14 protein-coding genes are annotated in these 14,855 nt (G+C 56.0%); 2 read left to right on the top strand and 12 right to left on the bottom strand.

Going from position 1 to position 14,855, the window contains the following annotated elements:
• Nucleotides 1-40: 40 nt before the first annotated feature.
• Nucleotides 41-688 carry a GntR family transcriptional regulator gene (locus tag KZZ06_RS14945; protein ID WP_219580914.1) on the top strand — a complete coding sequence of 216 codons (648 nt, stop codon included), beginning with the start codon at nucleotides 41-43 and terminating at the stop codon, nucleotides 686-688.
• Nucleotides 689-711: 23 nt separating this feature from the next.
• On the opposite strand, the gene KZZ06_RS14940 is transcribed toward KZZ06_RS14945, so the two are convergent.
• The 12 genes from KZZ06_RS14940 to KZZ06_RS14885 all read right to left on the bottom strand — a co-directional run bounded on the left by KZZ06_RS14940 (nucleotide 712) and on the right by KZZ06_RS14885 (nucleotide 14,294).
• The gene (locus tag KZZ06_RS14940; RefSeq protein WP_219580913.1) at nucleotides 712-1,671 is read right to left on the bottom strand and encodes a D-glycerate dehydrogenase; all 960 of its coding nucleotides are present in this window, start codon (nucleotides 1,669-1,671) and stop codon (nucleotides 712-714) included.
• Nucleotides 1,672-1,675: 4 nt separating this feature from the next.
• Nucleotides 1,676-1,837, bottom strand: a complete 162-nt coding sequence (locus tag KZZ06_RS14935; RefSeq protein ID WP_219580912.1) for a hypothetical protein — start codon at nucleotides 1,835-1,837, stop codon at nucleotides 1,676-1,678.
• 13 nt (nucleotides 1,838-1,850) lie between these two features.
• On the bottom strand, nucleotides 1,851-3,215 hold the full coding sequence (locus KZZ06_RS14930) for an amidase (protein WP_219580911.1): 1,365 nt from the start codon (nucleotides 3,213-3,215) through the stop codon (nucleotides 1,851-1,853).
• Nucleotides 3,205-4,623, bottom strand: a complete 1,419-nt coding sequence (locus KZZ06_RS14925; protein WP_219580910.1) for a TRAP transporter large permease subunit — start codon at nucleotides 4,621-4,623, stop codon at nucleotides 3,205-3,207. Before KZZ06_RS14925 ends, KZZ06_RS14930 begins: the two co-directional genes overlap by 11 nt.
• Nucleotides 4,620-5,204, bottom strand: coding sequence for a TRAP transporter small permease subunit (locus tag KZZ06_RS14920; protein ID WP_219580909.1), 585 nt, complete (start codon nucleotides 5,202-5,204; stop codon nucleotides 4,620-4,622). Before KZZ06_RS14920 ends, KZZ06_RS14925 begins: the two co-directional genes overlap by 4 nt.
• 75 nt (nucleotides 5,205-5,279) lie before the next feature.
• The gene (locus KZZ06_RS14915) at nucleotides 5,280-6,410 is read right to left on the bottom strand and encodes a TRAP transporter substrate-binding protein (protein WP_219580908.1); all 1,131 of its coding nucleotides are present in this window, start codon (nucleotides 6,408-6,410) and stop codon (nucleotides 5,280-5,282) included.
• 221 nt (nucleotides 6,411-6,631) lie between these two features.
• Entirely contained in the window at nucleotides 6,632-9,484 is a 2,853-nt protein-coding gene (locus KZZ06_RS14910; protein WP_219580907.1) for a Hint domain-containing protein, read from the bottom strand.
• A gap of 80 nt (nucleotides 9,485-9,564) precedes the next feature.
• Nucleotides 9,565-9,852 (bottom strand): hypothetical protein, encoded by a 288-nt coding sequence (locus tag KZZ06_RS14905; protein WP_219580906.1) that lies wholly within the window; start codon nucleotides 9,850-9,852, stop codon nucleotides 9,565-9,567.
• A 903-nt stretch (nucleotides 9,853-10,755) separates the two neighbouring features.
• Entirely contained in the window at nucleotides 10,756-11,622 is an 867-nt protein-coding gene (locus KZZ06_RS14900) for a metal ABC transporter permease (protein WP_257884378.1), read from the bottom strand.
• On the bottom strand, nucleotides 11,619-12,494 hold the full coding sequence (locus KZZ06_RS14895; RefSeq protein ID WP_219580905.1) for a metal ABC transporter permease: 876 nt from the start codon (nucleotides 12,492-12,494) through the stop codon (nucleotides 11,619-11,621). Before KZZ06_RS14895 ends, KZZ06_RS14900 begins: the two co-directional genes overlap by 4 nt.
• Nucleotides 12,491-13,387, bottom strand: a complete 897-nt coding sequence (locus KZZ06_RS14890) for a manganese/iron ABC transporter ATP-binding protein (RefSeq protein WP_257884377.1) — start codon at nucleotides 13,385-13,387, stop codon at nucleotides 12,491-12,493. Before KZZ06_RS14890 ends, KZZ06_RS14895 begins: the two co-directional genes overlap by 4 nt.
• 13 nt (nucleotides 13,388-13,400) lie before the next feature.
• Entirely contained in the window at nucleotides 13,401-14,294 is an 894-nt protein-coding gene (locus KZZ06_RS14885) for a metal ABC transporter substrate-binding protein (RefSeq protein WP_368858721.1), read from the bottom strand.
• A 138-nt stretch (nucleotides 14,295-14,432) separates the two neighbouring features.
• Here KZZ06_RS14885 and KZZ06_RS14880 point away from each other — a divergent pair, with 138 nt between their 5' ends.
• A complete protein-coding gene (locus tag KZZ06_RS14880) occupies nucleotides 14,433-14,852 on the top strand; it encodes a Fur family transcriptional regulator (RefSeq protein ID WP_308340025.1) in 420 nt (139 codons plus the stop codon).
• The last annotated feature ends 3 nt before the right edge of the window (nucleotides 14,853-14,855 follow it).

The raw sequence follows: 14,855 nt of genomic DNA, 5'->3' as shown, positions 1-14,855 counted from the left end.
GTGCATTGCATTATATTTCGACCACTGCTAAATTGCCGTCATGGAAATAAGACGCGCAGACAAGATCGCCGAAACCTTGGAACAGCATGTGTTTGCTGGCAAATACCGTGATGGCGAACGGCTGGATGAGCTAAAGCTGGCGGATCAGTTCTGCGTTTCCCGGACCCCCGTGCGCGAGGCGCTTCAGGTGCTAGTTGCGACCGGTATTGCCGAACAAATCCCGCGGCGGGGGGTGTTTGTACGTCTGCCCGGCCCTGTCGAACTGATGGAGATGTTCGAGATGATGGCCGAACTGGAATCGTCTTGTGGCAGGTTGGCAGCGTCCCGCATTACCGAAGCGGGATTGCAACAACTGGCCGAGGCCAACATCCGCTGCCAAGAGGCGATCAACCAGAATGATCACGCGCAATACTATGCCGAGAACGAGAAATTCCACCAGATCATCTATCGCGGGTCCGCAAACGGTTATCTGGAAAAACAAGCGTTGAGATTGCAAAGCAAGCTACGGGCCTACCGCAAAATGCAACTGCGGTTTCGCGGGCGCATGGGGCAATCGATGGCAGAACACCGCGAGATCGTCGCAGCGCTCGAGGCCGGAGATGTTGAAAAAGCCGCCGCAGTCCTGCGCCGGCACGTGGCCGTCCAAGGCGAGAAATTCCACCAGCTTATGGCGAATTTCAACAGCTGAAAGGCACCGCGACGCTAAGGTAATCAGAGCTTGTCGGGTGGCGTATCGCCGCGGAAAAACGCGTCCAGATTATCCAGTGCTTTGAACCCCATGGCATTACGCGTCGTGATCGTGCCGCTGCCGACATGGGGCATCATCATGATGTTTTCATGCTGTGCCAAAGCCGGATTGCCACCGGGTTCAGTGACAAAACAATCAAGCCCAGCCGCGCCGACATGGCCGCTTTCAACGGCCTTCAGCAATGCATCTTCATCCACCAATGCGCCCCGCGCCGTGTTCACCACCACGCAGCCCTTGGGCAATTGCGCCATCCGGTTGGCGTTCAGCAATCCGGTCGTGTCCGGCGTTGCGGGACAGTGCAATGACAGAAAATCGGCAACCGCCAACAGATCATCAAGGTTTTCATGATAGATCGCGCCGGCCTCGTCCTCGGGCGAAAGGCGACTGCGGTTGTGATAATGGATTTCCATATCAAAGCCACGCGCCTTGCGGGCAAAGGCGCGGCCGACGCCGCCCATGCCAATAATCCCCAGCCGCGCGCCGGTGACTTGTTTGCCCACCAAAAAGCCCGGCGACCAGGTTTTCCATTCACCGGACCGCACTGTGCGATCCCCCTCGACCGCGTGACGTGCGGCCCCCAGCATCAGCATCATCGCCAGTTCAGACGTGGCATCCGATAGCACGCCGGGCGTGTTGGTGACGGTGATCCCTTTGGCCGCAAGCGCGGGCAGATCGCAGTGATCAACGCCGACAGAATGGTTCGCGACAATCTTAAGACGTGGATCAAGTCGGGCCACGACATCGGCGCTGAAATGTTCGGAATGGCACGGAATGACGCCGTCGACCTTTGCGCTCATCGCGATGATATCATCCGCGCTGCCCGGTGTATCTGCAGGGTCCCAGATGACTTCGTAGTCGCGGCGGGCACGGGTCAGGGTGGCGTCAGAGAGAGTGCGCGTAATCCAGATAACCGGCTTGGGCATGAGGTTAATCTCGCTTGTTTTTGCTTGAGGTGGCAAAATCATAACCTACGAACCCGAGGGTCACGACGACAATAATCACCAGATCAGGGCTTGGCACTTTGACAGCTAAAATCAGCAAAAATACAGCAAGCGTGGCGAATGCGAAAAGGGCAAGTATGCGGTTCATGTCATTTCATTCCTTATTGTGTTGCGCCATCGACCCAGTCGAAAAGCCATTGCGCCGTGCGCATCAGACGCGCGTCATTGCCACGTTCCCCGACAAGCTGGACGCCCATTGGCAGCCCCTCGTGCGAGGTGAGAAGCGGCAGGCTGATGCAAGGTGTGCCGCAGAATGTCCAAAGACCGTTGAAAATCGGATCGCCGGTTGTTTCAAGGCCGCGCGGTGCGGGCCCGGTTGCCGACGGGCAAATCAAAGCGTCGCAGCGGGTCAGTAATTCATCCAGTGCTGCATTCAACACCTTGGGCATATCGCAGGCTGATTGGTAATCGCGGGCCAGAACCGCGTTCCCCTCGGTGATCGCATCCCGCGTCACCTGCCCCAACTGATCGCCCATATCGCGGGCGTAGGGGTAATAGTGATATGCCATTTCCGCAAAATTGATCATTTTGCGCTGCTCGGCGGCGGATTGGAACACAGATGGCAGCGGCAATTCAAACGCCTGATCGCCAAGTGCTGCAATCAGTTCGTTAAAGGCTTCTTTCAACTGCGGCTCAGCGTGATCGTCCCAGCCCGGGGGGCGCATAAAACCGAACACCGGCGGCAGAGGTGGCTTTGACACCGCCGCCGCATGCAGCGCAGGTGTGGGGGCCAATGTGGTTGCCGGGTCGTCGATGTCATGGCCGAACAAAACCTCTGCTAGCAATGCGGCCCCTGCGGGATCGCTGGCGAAAACACCGATGGTGTCCAGCGTTGGCGATTGGGTCAAAACCCCACGTCGCGGGATCGCGCCGAATGTCGGCTTGTATCCGGTCACGCCACAAAACGATGCAGGCCGGATTATGGACCCGCCGGTTTGCGTGCCAATGGCCAAAGGGACCATGCCATCGGCCACTGCGGCAGCAGACCCTTGCGATGATCCGCCCGGCGTATGGGCCAGATTATGCGGGTTGGCGGTTTTGCCCGGGTGCATAAAGGCAAGTTCGGTCGTGACCGTCTTGCCCATGATGATCGCGCCCTCTTTCTTGAGGCGCTCAACGATAAAAGCGTCGCGCAGTGGCACCCGCCCTGCATCGCCCGCGCATCCGTTTTCTGTCGGAATGCGCAGGGTATCAATGACGTCTTTCAACCCTACTGGAAGCCCGTGCAGACGGCCCAACGGCAGCCCCGCACGGCGCTGTGCATCCAGCGTTTTGGCCTGCGCGCGCACGAAATCTGCATCGAACCAAGCCCACGCGCCGACCTCGGCCTCGCGGGCTTCGATCCGTTTGATATAGCTTTCGACCAAGACAATGGCATCCAGCGCACCGGATGCCAGCCGATCACGCAGTAACGTCACGCTAGGCGACGCGACCAAGTGATCGGCGTGTGGGGCGTTATCGTCCATAGAACATTTCCGGCAGGTAGAACACGATCGACGGGAAGACATACATCAGTACCATCGACAGGATCACACAGAACAGGAACGGCATCACGCCCGCGAAAATCTGCGTCAACCGAAGTTCGGGCGGCGCGATCCCCTTGAGGTAATAGGCCGACATGGCCATGGGCGGCGTTAGGAAACTGGTTTGCAGGTTGAGCGCCACCAATATCCCAAAGAACAGCGGGTCGATCTCGAACACGGCCAGAAGCGGCAGAAAGATCGGCACGAAGATGATGATGATCTCGGACCATTCCAGCGGCCAGCCAAGCAAGAAGATGATCAGTTGGGCAAGGATCAGGAACTGGATGGGCGTGAGGTCCATGCCTTGAACGAACTCGGAAATCACATGTTCGCCGCCAAGATACGAGAACACCGCCGAGAAGGTATAGGACCCGACAAACAGCCAGCACACCATCGCCGTTGTACGCACGGTCAGATAGACGCTTTCGCGCATCCGCTGCCACGTCATTGCCCGATAGATAAAGGCAAGGAAGATGCCGCCCAAGGCACCGATGGATGCTGCTTCGGTCGGGGTGGCAAGACCAAACAGGATCGATCCAAGAACCGCAAAGATCAAAAAGGCGAGCGGTACAAAGGAGGTGATGATCATCCACACCAGTTTGCCCATCGGCATGTCTGGCACTTCGTCATCCGTGGGTTTCGGGGCCGAGGATGGCTGGATCAGCGACCGGCCAACGATATAGACCAGATAGAGACCCACAAGCGTAAGGCCCGGCAACAACGCCGCCGCATAGAGACGCACGATAGATACGTTGGTTGCCGCAGCATAAACGATCAGCATGATCGACGGTGGGATCAAGATACCAAGCGTACCGCCCGCGCAAATGATGCCTGCCGCAAATGACGGGTCATAGCGCGCTTTGAGCATCGCTGGCAGCGCCAGCAGACCCATCAAGGTCACAACCGCGCCCACAATACCTGTGGCTGTCGCAAACAAGGCGCAAGTGATCAGTGCCGCAACACCCATCGAGCCCGGCACGTTTTTGGACGCGACATTCAAGGTGGTGAACAGACGGTCCACGATGTTGGAGCGTTCGACGATATAACCCATGAACAAGAACAACGGCACGGCGGTCAGAACTTCGTTCGACATAACCGTAAAGGTCTGGTTCACGAATAAGTCGAATATTCGGTTATTATAAAACCCCTCGAACCAGGTCGACCATTGGTCCCACTGCCCCGCAGTTTCGTCTAATCGGTCAAAGCTGCGCCACATGCGGCGCGCGTCGAAATAGGCATAATATCCAAAGCCAATGCCCATCGCCATCAGCGTGAATGCAATCGGAAAGCCAAGGAAAACAAAGATGATGAACAGGCCCAACATCATCAGGGCAATTTGCGGATCGGTCATGTGATATGGTCTTTCTCGGCCTTGTTGGCCTCTTGCATCAACAGGTCTTCGGTCTCGAACACGTCTTCGTCCGGTTCCACCCAATAGTTATCGCGGATGGCGATGATGCATCGGCATACCTGTGCGATACCTTGGACAAACAACAAGATACCTGCAGCAACGATTACTGCTTTGAACTGATAAATCGGCACACCTGCCGGGCTGTTTACCGACACCTCGCCGTATTGCCATGATCGGGCAGCGTATTTCCAACCGGCCAGAATAAGGGCCGTAACACCAGGAAAGAAGAACAGGATGTACAACACCAGATCAATCTTGCCTTGGGTCCGCGGCTGCAAAAGCCGGTACAGGAAATCGCCCCGAACATGCCCGCCCCGAGACAGCGTATAGGCACCGCCCATCATGAACAGTGTGCCATACATGATAAAAGATACATCCAACGCCCAAGCTGTTGGGTTGTTCATTACATAGCGCACGAAAACTTCGTAGCCCGTGCCGATCGACATCAACAAAATAAGCCACGCGAATGACTTGCCGAACCAAGCCGAAAGGTTATCGGCAAAGCGGATAATGGATAACATGGTGTTCCCTTACTGCGCGTAAGAACCCCGGCACAAAAAATGCCGAGGCTCGTTTCTTTACACTGACCTATGCGGTCAAAGCTGGATTTTGCCGGGGAAGTAGTGCTCGTAAGCCAACCCGTAGTCAGGCGAGTTCATCAGCTCGTAGTAAGACACACGGCTGACCCAGTCACGCTGGCTGTCGAGACATTTCTTCATGAACGGATCCGATTCCAGTTCCGGAATCAGCTCGTCCCATGCCTTGAGCTGCGCGTCCAAGATTTCCTTGGAAGTGCGGCGCACGTTTACGCCTGCATCGTTCTGCAAGAACTGCAGATCCGCAGAATACCGGTTCATCGCTTTGGCTGTGTTCGCGGTCGATACCGCTTCGACACCATATTTCAAGATGGCCTGAAGATCAGGATCCAGATCTTCCAAGAAGGTCTTGGAGAACAGGAATTCAAAGCTTTCAGACGCCTGGTGATACGAAGACAGATAGTAGTTCTTGGCAACGTCCTGCGCGCCAAAATCCTTGTCCGACGATGGGTTGTTAAACTCGAACGCGTCGATCACGCCACGCTCCATCGCGGGAACAATCTCGCCGCCGGGCAGCTGTGCCACCGACATGCCAAGTTTGGCCATCAGATCAGCCGCAAGGCCAACTGTGCGATACTTAAAGCCTTGCAAGTCCGCGACGCTGTTCACTTCTTCTTTGAACCAACCAAAGGGCTGTGCAAACATCGGGAAGCCCATGTAGCCAACGACATCAAGACCCATAACGTCTTGGGTCAATTCGTTGTACAGTGCCTGACCGCCGCCTTCATAGAACCACGACAGCATGGTTGTTGCAGAGCCGCCGAAAACAGGGCCCGTGCCGAACAACGACGCCGCTTTGTTTTTGCCGTACCAGTAAACAGGCACAGAGTGTGCGGCATCAATCAGACCGTCGTTTACCGCGTCCAGCACCTGGAATGCGGCAACAACAGCACCGGCTGGCAGAACGTCAACCTTAAGGCGCCCACCCGACATTTCTTCGACGCGGGTTGCATAGTCGCGCGCAAAATCCTGCCAGATGTTGGCATCATTCCACGATGTCTGCATCTTGATCACGATCGGCGCTTGCGCAAGCACAGCAGGTGCAGCCAGCATACCGCCAGCAGCAGCGCCGCCAGCAACGGCGGATTTCGTTAGAAAAGAACGCCGGTTAATGTTTGTTTTGTCCGTCATATTTTCTCCTCCCAGAGTGATCGTTCGAAAACTCTCGCAGCGTGCGGCGTTTTCGACGATCTAAACGGCAGGTTAATACTTTCATTCGGACAAGCAACAACGCATTTGCGCCAACTTGTACTCAAACGCATATATCTAATGCAAACCGGGGCGCAGAGATTACCCTGCACCCCGGTTAATATAGCCGCAGCCCCCCAATATCAGCGGGCCTAAATCTGGATTTAGCTAAACAGCAGCTTGGCTTCGTACTTTTTGACCGTAGGACGGGCGGTCCGGTAGTTCTTGATGCCCATTTCGGTCTCAAGCTCGGGGAATAGCGTTAGAATCTCGTCCCGCTGATCCGATCCCAAACCGTCGATCGTGTAATCGCCAGGGTAAAAGCTTTCTGTCCAGGTACCGTCCGACAGCACAACCTCGTGGCGCTCGAACATAAAGTGGATATAGCTCGTTTCGGGCACGTCCACGTGGCTGATCCCGTCTTTGCCGACCAGATGTTTGGCAGCGGCCAGAACTTCGGGTTCGTCGAAATACATCGACACCCCTTTGTCCGCGATCAGCATCCGGTGGTTTGGCGACACCATGATATCACGCTCTGGCATGTCTTCACCCAGTGATCCCGCCTTGATCAGCACCGGTTTCAGCTCTGGCCGCCGGATGAAATCCTTTTGCGTCAAAGATCTTTGGCCGACCCATGCGATTTCCTGCAACCCGTTATCGCGCGTGATGATCATGTCACCCGGTTGCAGGTCTTCGACCCGGCGCTGGCCTTTTGCCGTCGCGATCAAGCTGCCCGGCGTAAAGCACGGCACGATGCTTTCGATGTTGGTGAAATCCAGACGGCCGGTTTCCTTGCCAGCCGCATCGGTAAATACGATTGTACCGTCCTGACCATCGTTGCGGCTGCCGTCGTCGACGCTGTCGCCAGCATCCGTATCGCCGCGCAGGTTCTCAAGGCGGTAACTGCCACCATTCAGCGATCCAGTCAGATCAATCACGTCATAGTCGGTCGCGAGCGGGCCGGAACCACCGTCGATGGTATCGCCACCGTTCACGTCAAGGAACAGATCCTCGTCGTCACCGCCGCGCATGCTGTCATTGCCAGCCTCGCCGCGAATGGTGTCGTTGCCTGCGCCGCCGTCGATAACATCATCGCCAGCACCGCCCATGATGGAATCGTTCCCGGCACCGGCACTGCTGGTCGCAGCGACCGCAGTGCGAAGCGTCGCCGCCGCTAGGGCAGGTGCAGCGCCCGGCGTGTCACCATAGATGGTGTCATTACCGCTGCCACCCGCGATGGTGTCGTCACCGTTGTTGCCTTCGATATAGTCGTCGTTCGCACCGCCATCGATGGAATCGTCGCCACCTTCGCCATAGATCGTGTCATTGCCTGCATCACCGGTGATGACGTCATCGCCACCCTCGGTACCGGGCGTAACTGGACCAATGGACGTGTCATAGTACATTTCGGTCACGTTAATGCCCGAATTGTTGTGGCCGTCTTGGCTGTGGGTCAAAACGATACGGGACACAGGGCCGGGAATGCTGACATTCACTGTGTATTTGGTGGAATCCACACTTCCGCCGCCGCCCTTGCTGTCTGCCGTGTCATAGCCGGGTGCCGCATCATTGTCGTACAGTGTTATGCCTGAGCCACTGGTCAGGTCCACTTTGATCAGGTTGCCGCTCAGATCATAGGCTTCGACCTTGACGATACCGTCATAATCCAGGTCGTTGATGTTGAACGAAACATTCGCCACCGGATCCGAGAATTCCCATTGGAACTGGCCCGTGTTGCCCTTGCCATGCGTGACGGATTGGAGCGAGCTGTTGTCATCAACCGGATCCCCGTTCGAGATAACACCGGTGGTGTTTAGCTGGGCCGTTGATGCATCGGCCGCGTGGTTGCCCGTGTCGATAACCTGCGAAAACTTGACAGTGACATTGCCGGTATCTTGGGTAAATCCATTGTCGATCTGGCGGTCGGTAACACCTTCCCACTCAAAGTTTTCGCGCACAGTTGCCGGTGCGTTGCCGCTGTCGCCAAAGATAAGGTCGTCACCTTCGCCGCCATGAATGGTATCATCGCCCATGGAGGTGTCGTCGATGATGAACGTGGCCGGATTGTCGAAAAAGACATCCGTCACGTTAATGCCCGAGTTACCGCAAGTGGATCCGGTGTGGACAAATTCGATCCGCGACACGGGGCCGTCGATCGAAACATTCACCGAATATTTGGACCCGTCCGCCTCTTCGTCGCCGCCCTTGCTTTTCGCCAGATACACGTTGCCAGAGCTGCTTAGCTCGACACAGGATCCGCCTGTCAGATCGACATCAAGCTTGTTCCCGGCCGCGTCGTAAGCGATGATTTTAACGGCACCACTGTTGTCGATATCGTTGATATTAAACGAAACATTATCAACTTCGGTGTCAAACTTCAGAGAAAAGGCAGTTTCACCGGATTTGTTGGCGAAGGACTCGAATGCGCTGTTCTTGTTCACACCGCTGCTGTCACCGACAATGCCATTAATATTCTGATTGTCGGCTGTGTATTCCTGATGGGCGTTCTTGTCGGGCGAAAACGACTTCAATTCGAATGTCACATTGACGGTGCCCGTGTTTTGCACAAAGCCCGCCTTGAGGTTGTCATCTTCGTCGATGGCTGTGCCGTCGCCGCTGGGATCCGGTGCCTTGGACCACTCAAAGCTTTCGCGCGGCGCAGTTCCGGTGGCTGCAACACCGGCGTCGCCGAACAGAACGTCGTTCCCGTCCTGGCCCAGAATACTGTCGTCGCCCGAACCGCCCAGCACGGTATCGTTTCCGTCACCGGCCAAAATGGTGTCGTCCCCACCGCGGCCCAAGATAATATCGTCGTCAGAACCAATATTTCCAAGGACGGCATCATTTGCATCGACCCGGTCACCGTTCGGATCGCCCGTGTAGGCTGTGTTGATCAGGTCACCCTTACCCGTCCCCTCAACAATGCCGTCTTTACTGCTTGTGGAACCGGTGGAGCTTGTAGAGCCGCTCTTGGACCCTGAATACATACTCAGTAGGCTTCCGAGGAAAAATGTCATGTCTGTCGTCTCCAAAATACTGGTGAGGCATGTGCGGTGCGCCTCAAATCACTAAATGCCCGATGTCGGGCGAACCGTAATTAGCTCAACCCGCGGCCGGGGCCGTGTTCAATCTCGCTGCGCGACCGAGGGAAGTCCCCGAGGCCGGCAGCTAATGGCCGTAAAAAAACTTTCTTTATTAGTCTTGCGAAATGGCGTGCCAAAAATGAGCCGCCTAACGCCTTGATAGAGCCAATTTGTGGTAGGGATTTGATCCGATTGTGGCGACATAAAGGTAAAAGATCGTCCGCCCTGCCCGCGTTGCTGCGCACCGGTTCGGTTGATGCCATGCGTGCGTTAGACATCCCGGTATTTTCAGACCTGTTCATCTTTTTCTCCTTCAACCGCCAGACAGACGGACCGCAGATGCGGTAAACACAATAGACCCAAGAGCGCACTCTGACGGTCGAACGACGACGCACAGTGAACCTTGGCCCGCTTGAAGGGATGACAAGCCGCAAGCGACTTAACCTGGCCGTAAAAAGACCGGTATTATATTCGACAACTTAGTAGCGCGACGAACACATCTATCCCGTACAAACCAGTACGCGTTCAATGCGGTCGCCCCCGTGACCTACAGACTTTGCCCCCCAGTTGGGCATCTAATCGATAGCCGCACCGCGCCATTCCGAGAAGGGAAAATTACCATAACAAGTAAACGAAACGCCGCGTTTACGCCATTTTTCGGGGGAGTTTTTAAGCACCGGTACAGCTTATGGGTGTCTATTGTTTCGGAGCCGCTTAGACCGCACCGGCGTTAAGATTATGAAACATTGAAGAAAACCAGCATGGCCCCTTGCAAGAAGTTAATTCGGCAGCCTTACTGTGTCGGTATTTGAAACAATTGACCCTACGTAAACTAGAGGCAAATTTCTGCCATTTTTTTTGGAGTAATGCTCAAAATTAGGAACCAATGGAAATAAAATTAACCATTTGTTTACTAAATCCAAACGAAACGCCTCATTCTCGACGAATCATCTGCCACCGCGATTCGCGAGCATCTCGATTCATTTAGTAATTAGAAACACATGCAAGAATACGCCGAAAAGGTGCCCTAAAGCGAGGCTCTGCACGATTAATCAAGGGCCTATATAACAGCCTTAGGTATTGCGGCGAAAATTCGCTCAACCCAAAGTAATCCGACCTACCTGCCGTTCGAAACCGCGCCAGACCCTTCCCAAAAAATGGAGACCGATCAGGGGTTGCGAATGGTCGAAAGGTCATCGCGATTTTTACCCGACATCAAGCCCGTTTGCCGCTGCGTCCCCTGAGATCCGTGATGCTTTATGCGTGGCGTAAAGACGGTTAACGAAGGCCGCGACAAACACCGCCGTGAGGATCAAAACGATTGTAGGTGCCGGCGCGCTGTCGATGAAAAAGCTAAGGTAGGTGCCCGCAAACATCGACACAGTGCACACCGCAACCGACACAATCAGCATCGGGCCAAAGCTGCGAACCAGCAAAAATGCGATCGCACCCGGTGTCACCAATAAGGCAACAGCAAGGATCAGCCCCGTCGCCGTCAGGGTCGCCACGATGGTCAACGACAGCACCGCAAGTAAACCATAGTGCAACAGATCGGTGCGCAAACCGCTGGCCTGCGCTTGGGCCGGATCAAAGGCGTGCAACAGCAGGTCTTTCCATTTCAGGACCATAAACGCCGTCACAAAGACCGATATAATGCCAGCGGTCCATAGGTCTTGCGGGCCCACCCCCAACATGTTGCCGAACAGGATGTGATCCAGATGCTGGTTGGTCGAAATCGACGTGTACATGATGATGCCAATGCCAAACATCCCCGAGAACACGACCCCCATCACGGTGTCCTGTTTGATCCGGCTGTTATGGCTTAGGTATCCGGTCAGCAATGCGCAGGACATGCCCGCGGCAAAGGCCCCGATGATCAGCGGTATGCCCGTGATCCAAGCCAGTACCACCCCCGGCAGCACCGCGTGGCTGACAGCATCGCCCATCAGCGCCCAGCCTTTCAGCACCAGAAAGCACGACAGCAATGCCGTGGGTGGGCCGACCAGCAGAATAATCCAGAATGCGTTTTGCATGAATGGAAATTGAAACGGAAACAGCAATGTCTCGATCATGATGGCACCTCGTCTCGCAAGGACCGCAACGCCTGTGCCGCCTTGCGCCGCGCGGCCAGTACGCCGTGTTTAGGGGCAAACACAAAGGCCGCGAGGAAAATGGCGGTCTGGAGCGTAACAATCACGCCGCCCGTCGCACCGTCCAGGAAATAGCTGGCATAAGCCCCCAGAAACCCTGTGAGCGTACCAATGATCACCGACACGATGATCAGACGCGGAAACCGGTCGCATAGCAGATAGGCCGTGGCACCGGGGGTGACGACCATCGCAATCACCAGAAACGCACCCACCGTCATCATCGCGGCCACAACAGCAGCAGACAGCAACATAAAGAAGATCGCCTTCAACAGATCCGGCTTCAGCCCGATAGACCGCGCGTGGTTTTCGTCAAAAAACGTGACCATCAGGTCTTTCCACTTCAGCAGCAGGACCGTCAGGCAAACCACCCCGATGATCGCCAGCTGAATGATGTCGGACGGGGCGATGGCCAGAATATTACCCATGATGATGGTCTGGATACTGACCGACATGGGCGACAGCGACACCATGAACAGGCCAAGCCCGAAAAAGGACGTAAAGATGATCCCGATGATCACGTCGATCTTGAGACCGGACCGCCCCGACAGAAACAACATCGCCCCCGCAGCCAATCCGCCCGCCGCAAAAGCGCCAAGCGCAAAGGGGAGGCCCAGCATATAGGCCCCTGCCACACCGGGCACGACCGAGTGGCTAAGCGCGTCGCCGATCAGCGACCAGCCTTTCAGCATCAGATAACAGGACAGAAACGCACAGACCGCGCCGACCATGGCCGACACCCACATGGCGTTGAACATATAGCCGTAGCCGAACGGCTCTAGCAGCAGCTCGATCATTTGTCGTCCTCGCCCTTGGCCAGCGCCTCTCCGTAGTGGACAAAGGGGCGTTCGTCGTCGGTGATAATCCGCAGCTCGCGGCCATCATCATCGTCATGCAGATCACTGCCACCAAGGGTAAAGTGACGCAGCACCCCGCCGAATGCCAGTTCAAGGTTGTCGTGGGTAAAGACCGTTTCAGTCGGGCCGTAGGCAAGGACCGTCCCCTTGACCAACACGGTGCGGTCACAAAATTCGGGCACAGAGCCAAGGTTATGGGTCGATACCAGCATCACCCGGCCTTCGTCGCGCAATTCGCGCAGCAGCGCGACGATCTGGTCTTCGGTTTTAACATCCACACCGGTAAAGGGTTCGTCCAACAAGATCACGCGGCCATCTTGGGCCAATGCGCGGGCCAGAAAGACGCGTTTGCGTTGACCGCCGGACAGCTCGCCAATCTGGCGGTTGCGGAAATCGGTCATGTTTACGCGGCGCAATGCCTGGTCCACCGCGGCGTGATCTGCGGCTTTGGGACGACGCAGGAAACCCATATGACCGTAACGCCCCATCATCACCACGTCCTGCACCAGCACCGGAAAGGCCCAATCGACTTCCTCGGATTGGGGAACATAGGCGACAAGGTTTTCGCGCAGGGCCTCGCGGACCGTTTTTCCCAGCAGCCTGATCTCGCCTGCGGCGGCGGGCACAAAGCCCATGATGGCCTTGAACAACGTGGATTTCCCCGCGCCGTTCACCCCCACCAGCGCAGTGATCGTGCCGCGCGGGATTTCAAAGCTTGCGTCATACAGCGCCGTGTGGCCGTTGCGGTAGGTCACCGTCACGTTATGGGCCGAGATACCGCTGTCTTGGGCCGCGAAATGTTCGGCATCATGTTGGATTTCAGCGTTTTTCATATCTCAATTCCGATCACTTCAAGTTCTCAGTCAGCCCGTCCGCGATGGTCTGCGATGTCACCCGCAGCAGATCGAGGTAGCTGGGCACCGGCCCTTCGGACGTGCTGAGGCTATCAACATACAAGACCCCGCCAAAGGCCGCGCCGGTTTCGCGCGCAATCTGTTTGGCGGGCGACGTGTTGACGGTACTTTCGCAGAATACGACAGGAATATCACTGGCGCGGACTTCGTCGATGACTTTGCGCACTTGCTGCGGTGTGCCTGTCTGGTCGGCGTTCATTGGCCACAGATACAGCTCTTTCATGGCGAAATCACGGGCAAGATAACTGAACGCGCCTTCGCATGACACCAACCACCGCTTGTCCTCGGGTATCTGCGCCACGCGGTCACGCAACGGGGTGATCGTATCGCGGATTTCGCCCTTGTACCGTTCAGCATTGGCTTTGTAGGTCTCTGCATTCTCGGGATCATACTGCGCAAAGGCCGCCGCGATATTGTCCACATAGATCCGCGCATTATCGAGCCCCATCCACGCATGCGGGTTCGGCTTGCCCTCGTAATCGCCGGTAGCGATCGAAATCGGGTCGATGCCATCGGTTAAAGTCACAGATGGGATATCGCCAAGATTTGACAGGAACTGTTCGAACCACAGTTCAAGATTAAGGCCGTTCCATAAAATCAGATCGGCATCGACCGCCCCGACGATATCGCGCGGGGTCGGTTCATAGCCGTGAATTTCTGCACCCGGCTTGGTGATCGATACCACCTCGGCGGCATCCCCTGCCACCTGCTGCGCCATATCTGCCAAGACGGTAAAGGTCGTCACCACCTTGAAATCGGCGGCCCAAACGGGGGCTGCTGCCATCATGACCGTCGCAGCAACTGTCGCTAACAAAGAATTTCTCACCAAAGCCTCCTTACCCGAAGAGGGTCGCCTACATGTAAATGCGAATTATTCGCAAATGTCAAACATGCGAATGAGAATAGATCGCAAAAACTTGCAGGCAAGGTGAAACTTGCATAAAGTCAGGGCAACACAAGGATGGTGACCGATTTGGAAAATGATTCCGACTACAGGCAAATGCTGCGCGATGCAGGGCTGCGGGTCACACCACAGCGCGCGTCGATTATAACGATCCTGTCGGAAACCGATGATCACCCCAATGTCGAAGAGCTGTATGAAAAAACGCGCGCGCTGGATGATACAGTGTCGGTCGCGACGGTTTACCGCACCATGTCAGTGCTGGAAAACGCAGGTCTGGTGCGCAAACTGGTGATGGATGACGCCCCTGCCCGCTATGAAATGATGCCCCATACGGATCACGATCATCTGGTTGACATCGACAGCGGTGATTTGATCGAAATCCCCGGCACCGAAATCGCCGAGCTGATGAGCAGGGTCGCGGCCGAACTGGGCTATCACATCGTCAGCCACCATACGGTGATCCGCGCCCGCAAAACCTGATCC

Origin of the sequence: Sulfitobacter sp. CW3 (assembly GCF_019392245.1) — a bacterium.
Classification (GTDB): Bacteria; Pseudomonadota; Alphaproteobacteria; order Rhodobacterales; family Rhodobacteraceae; genus Sulfitobacter.
This window is presented reverse-complemented; position numbering and strand designations above follow the sequence as displayed.

What these genes read in the sequence shown, in the direction of transcription:
- KZZ06_RS14915 (WP_219580908.1), bottom strand. Translation starts at nt 6,410, where the DNA reads ATGACGGACAAAACAAACATTAACCGGCGTTCTTTTCTAACGAAATCC.
- KZZ06_RS14925 (WP_219580910.1), bottom strand. Translation starts at nt 4,623, where the DNA reads ATGACCGATCCGCAAATTGCCCTGATGATGTTGGGCCTGTTCATCATC.
- KZZ06_RS14910 (WP_219580907.1), bottom strand. Translation starts at nt 9,484, where the DNA reads ATGACATTTTTCCTCGGAAGCCTACTGAGTATGTATTCAGGGTCCAAG.
- KZZ06_RS14905 (WP_219580906.1), bottom strand. Translation starts at nt 9,852, where the DNA reads ATGAACAGGTCTGAAAATACCGGGATGTCTAACGCACGCATGGCATCA.
- KZZ06_RS14890 (WP_257884377.1), bottom strand. Translation starts at nt 13,387, where the DNA reads ATGAAAAACGCTGAAATCCAACATGATGCCGAACATTTCGCGGCCCAA.
- KZZ06_RS14945 (WP_219580914.1), top strand. Translation starts at nt 41, where the DNA reads ATGGAAATAAGACGCGCAGACAAGATCGCCGAAACCTTGGAACAGCAT.
- KZZ06_RS14935 (WP_219580912.1), bottom strand. Translation starts at nt 1,837, where the DNA reads ATGAACCGCATACTTGCCCTTTTCGCATTCGCCACGCTTGCTGTATTT.
- KZZ06_RS14900 (WP_257884378.1), bottom strand. Translation starts at nt 11,622, where the DNA reads ATGATCGAGACATTGCTGTTTCCGTTTCAATTTCCATTCATGCAAAAC.
- KZZ06_RS14920 (WP_219580909.1), bottom strand. Translation starts at nt 5,204, where the DNA reads ATGTTATCCATTATCCGCTTTGCCGATAACCTTTCGGCTTGGTTCGGC.
- KZZ06_RS14930 (WP_219580911.1), bottom strand. Translation starts at nt 3,215, where the DNA reads ATGGACGATAACGCCCCACACGCCGATCACTTGGTCGCGTCGCCTAGC.
- KZZ06_RS14940 (WP_219580913.1), bottom strand. Translation starts at nt 1,671, where the DNA reads ATGCCCAAGCCGGTTATCTGGATTACGCGCACTCTCTCTGACGCCACC.
- KZZ06_RS14895 (WP_219580905.1), bottom strand. Translation starts at nt 12,494, where the DNA reads ATGATCGAGCTGCTGCTAGAGCCGTTCGGCTACGGCTATATGTTCAAC.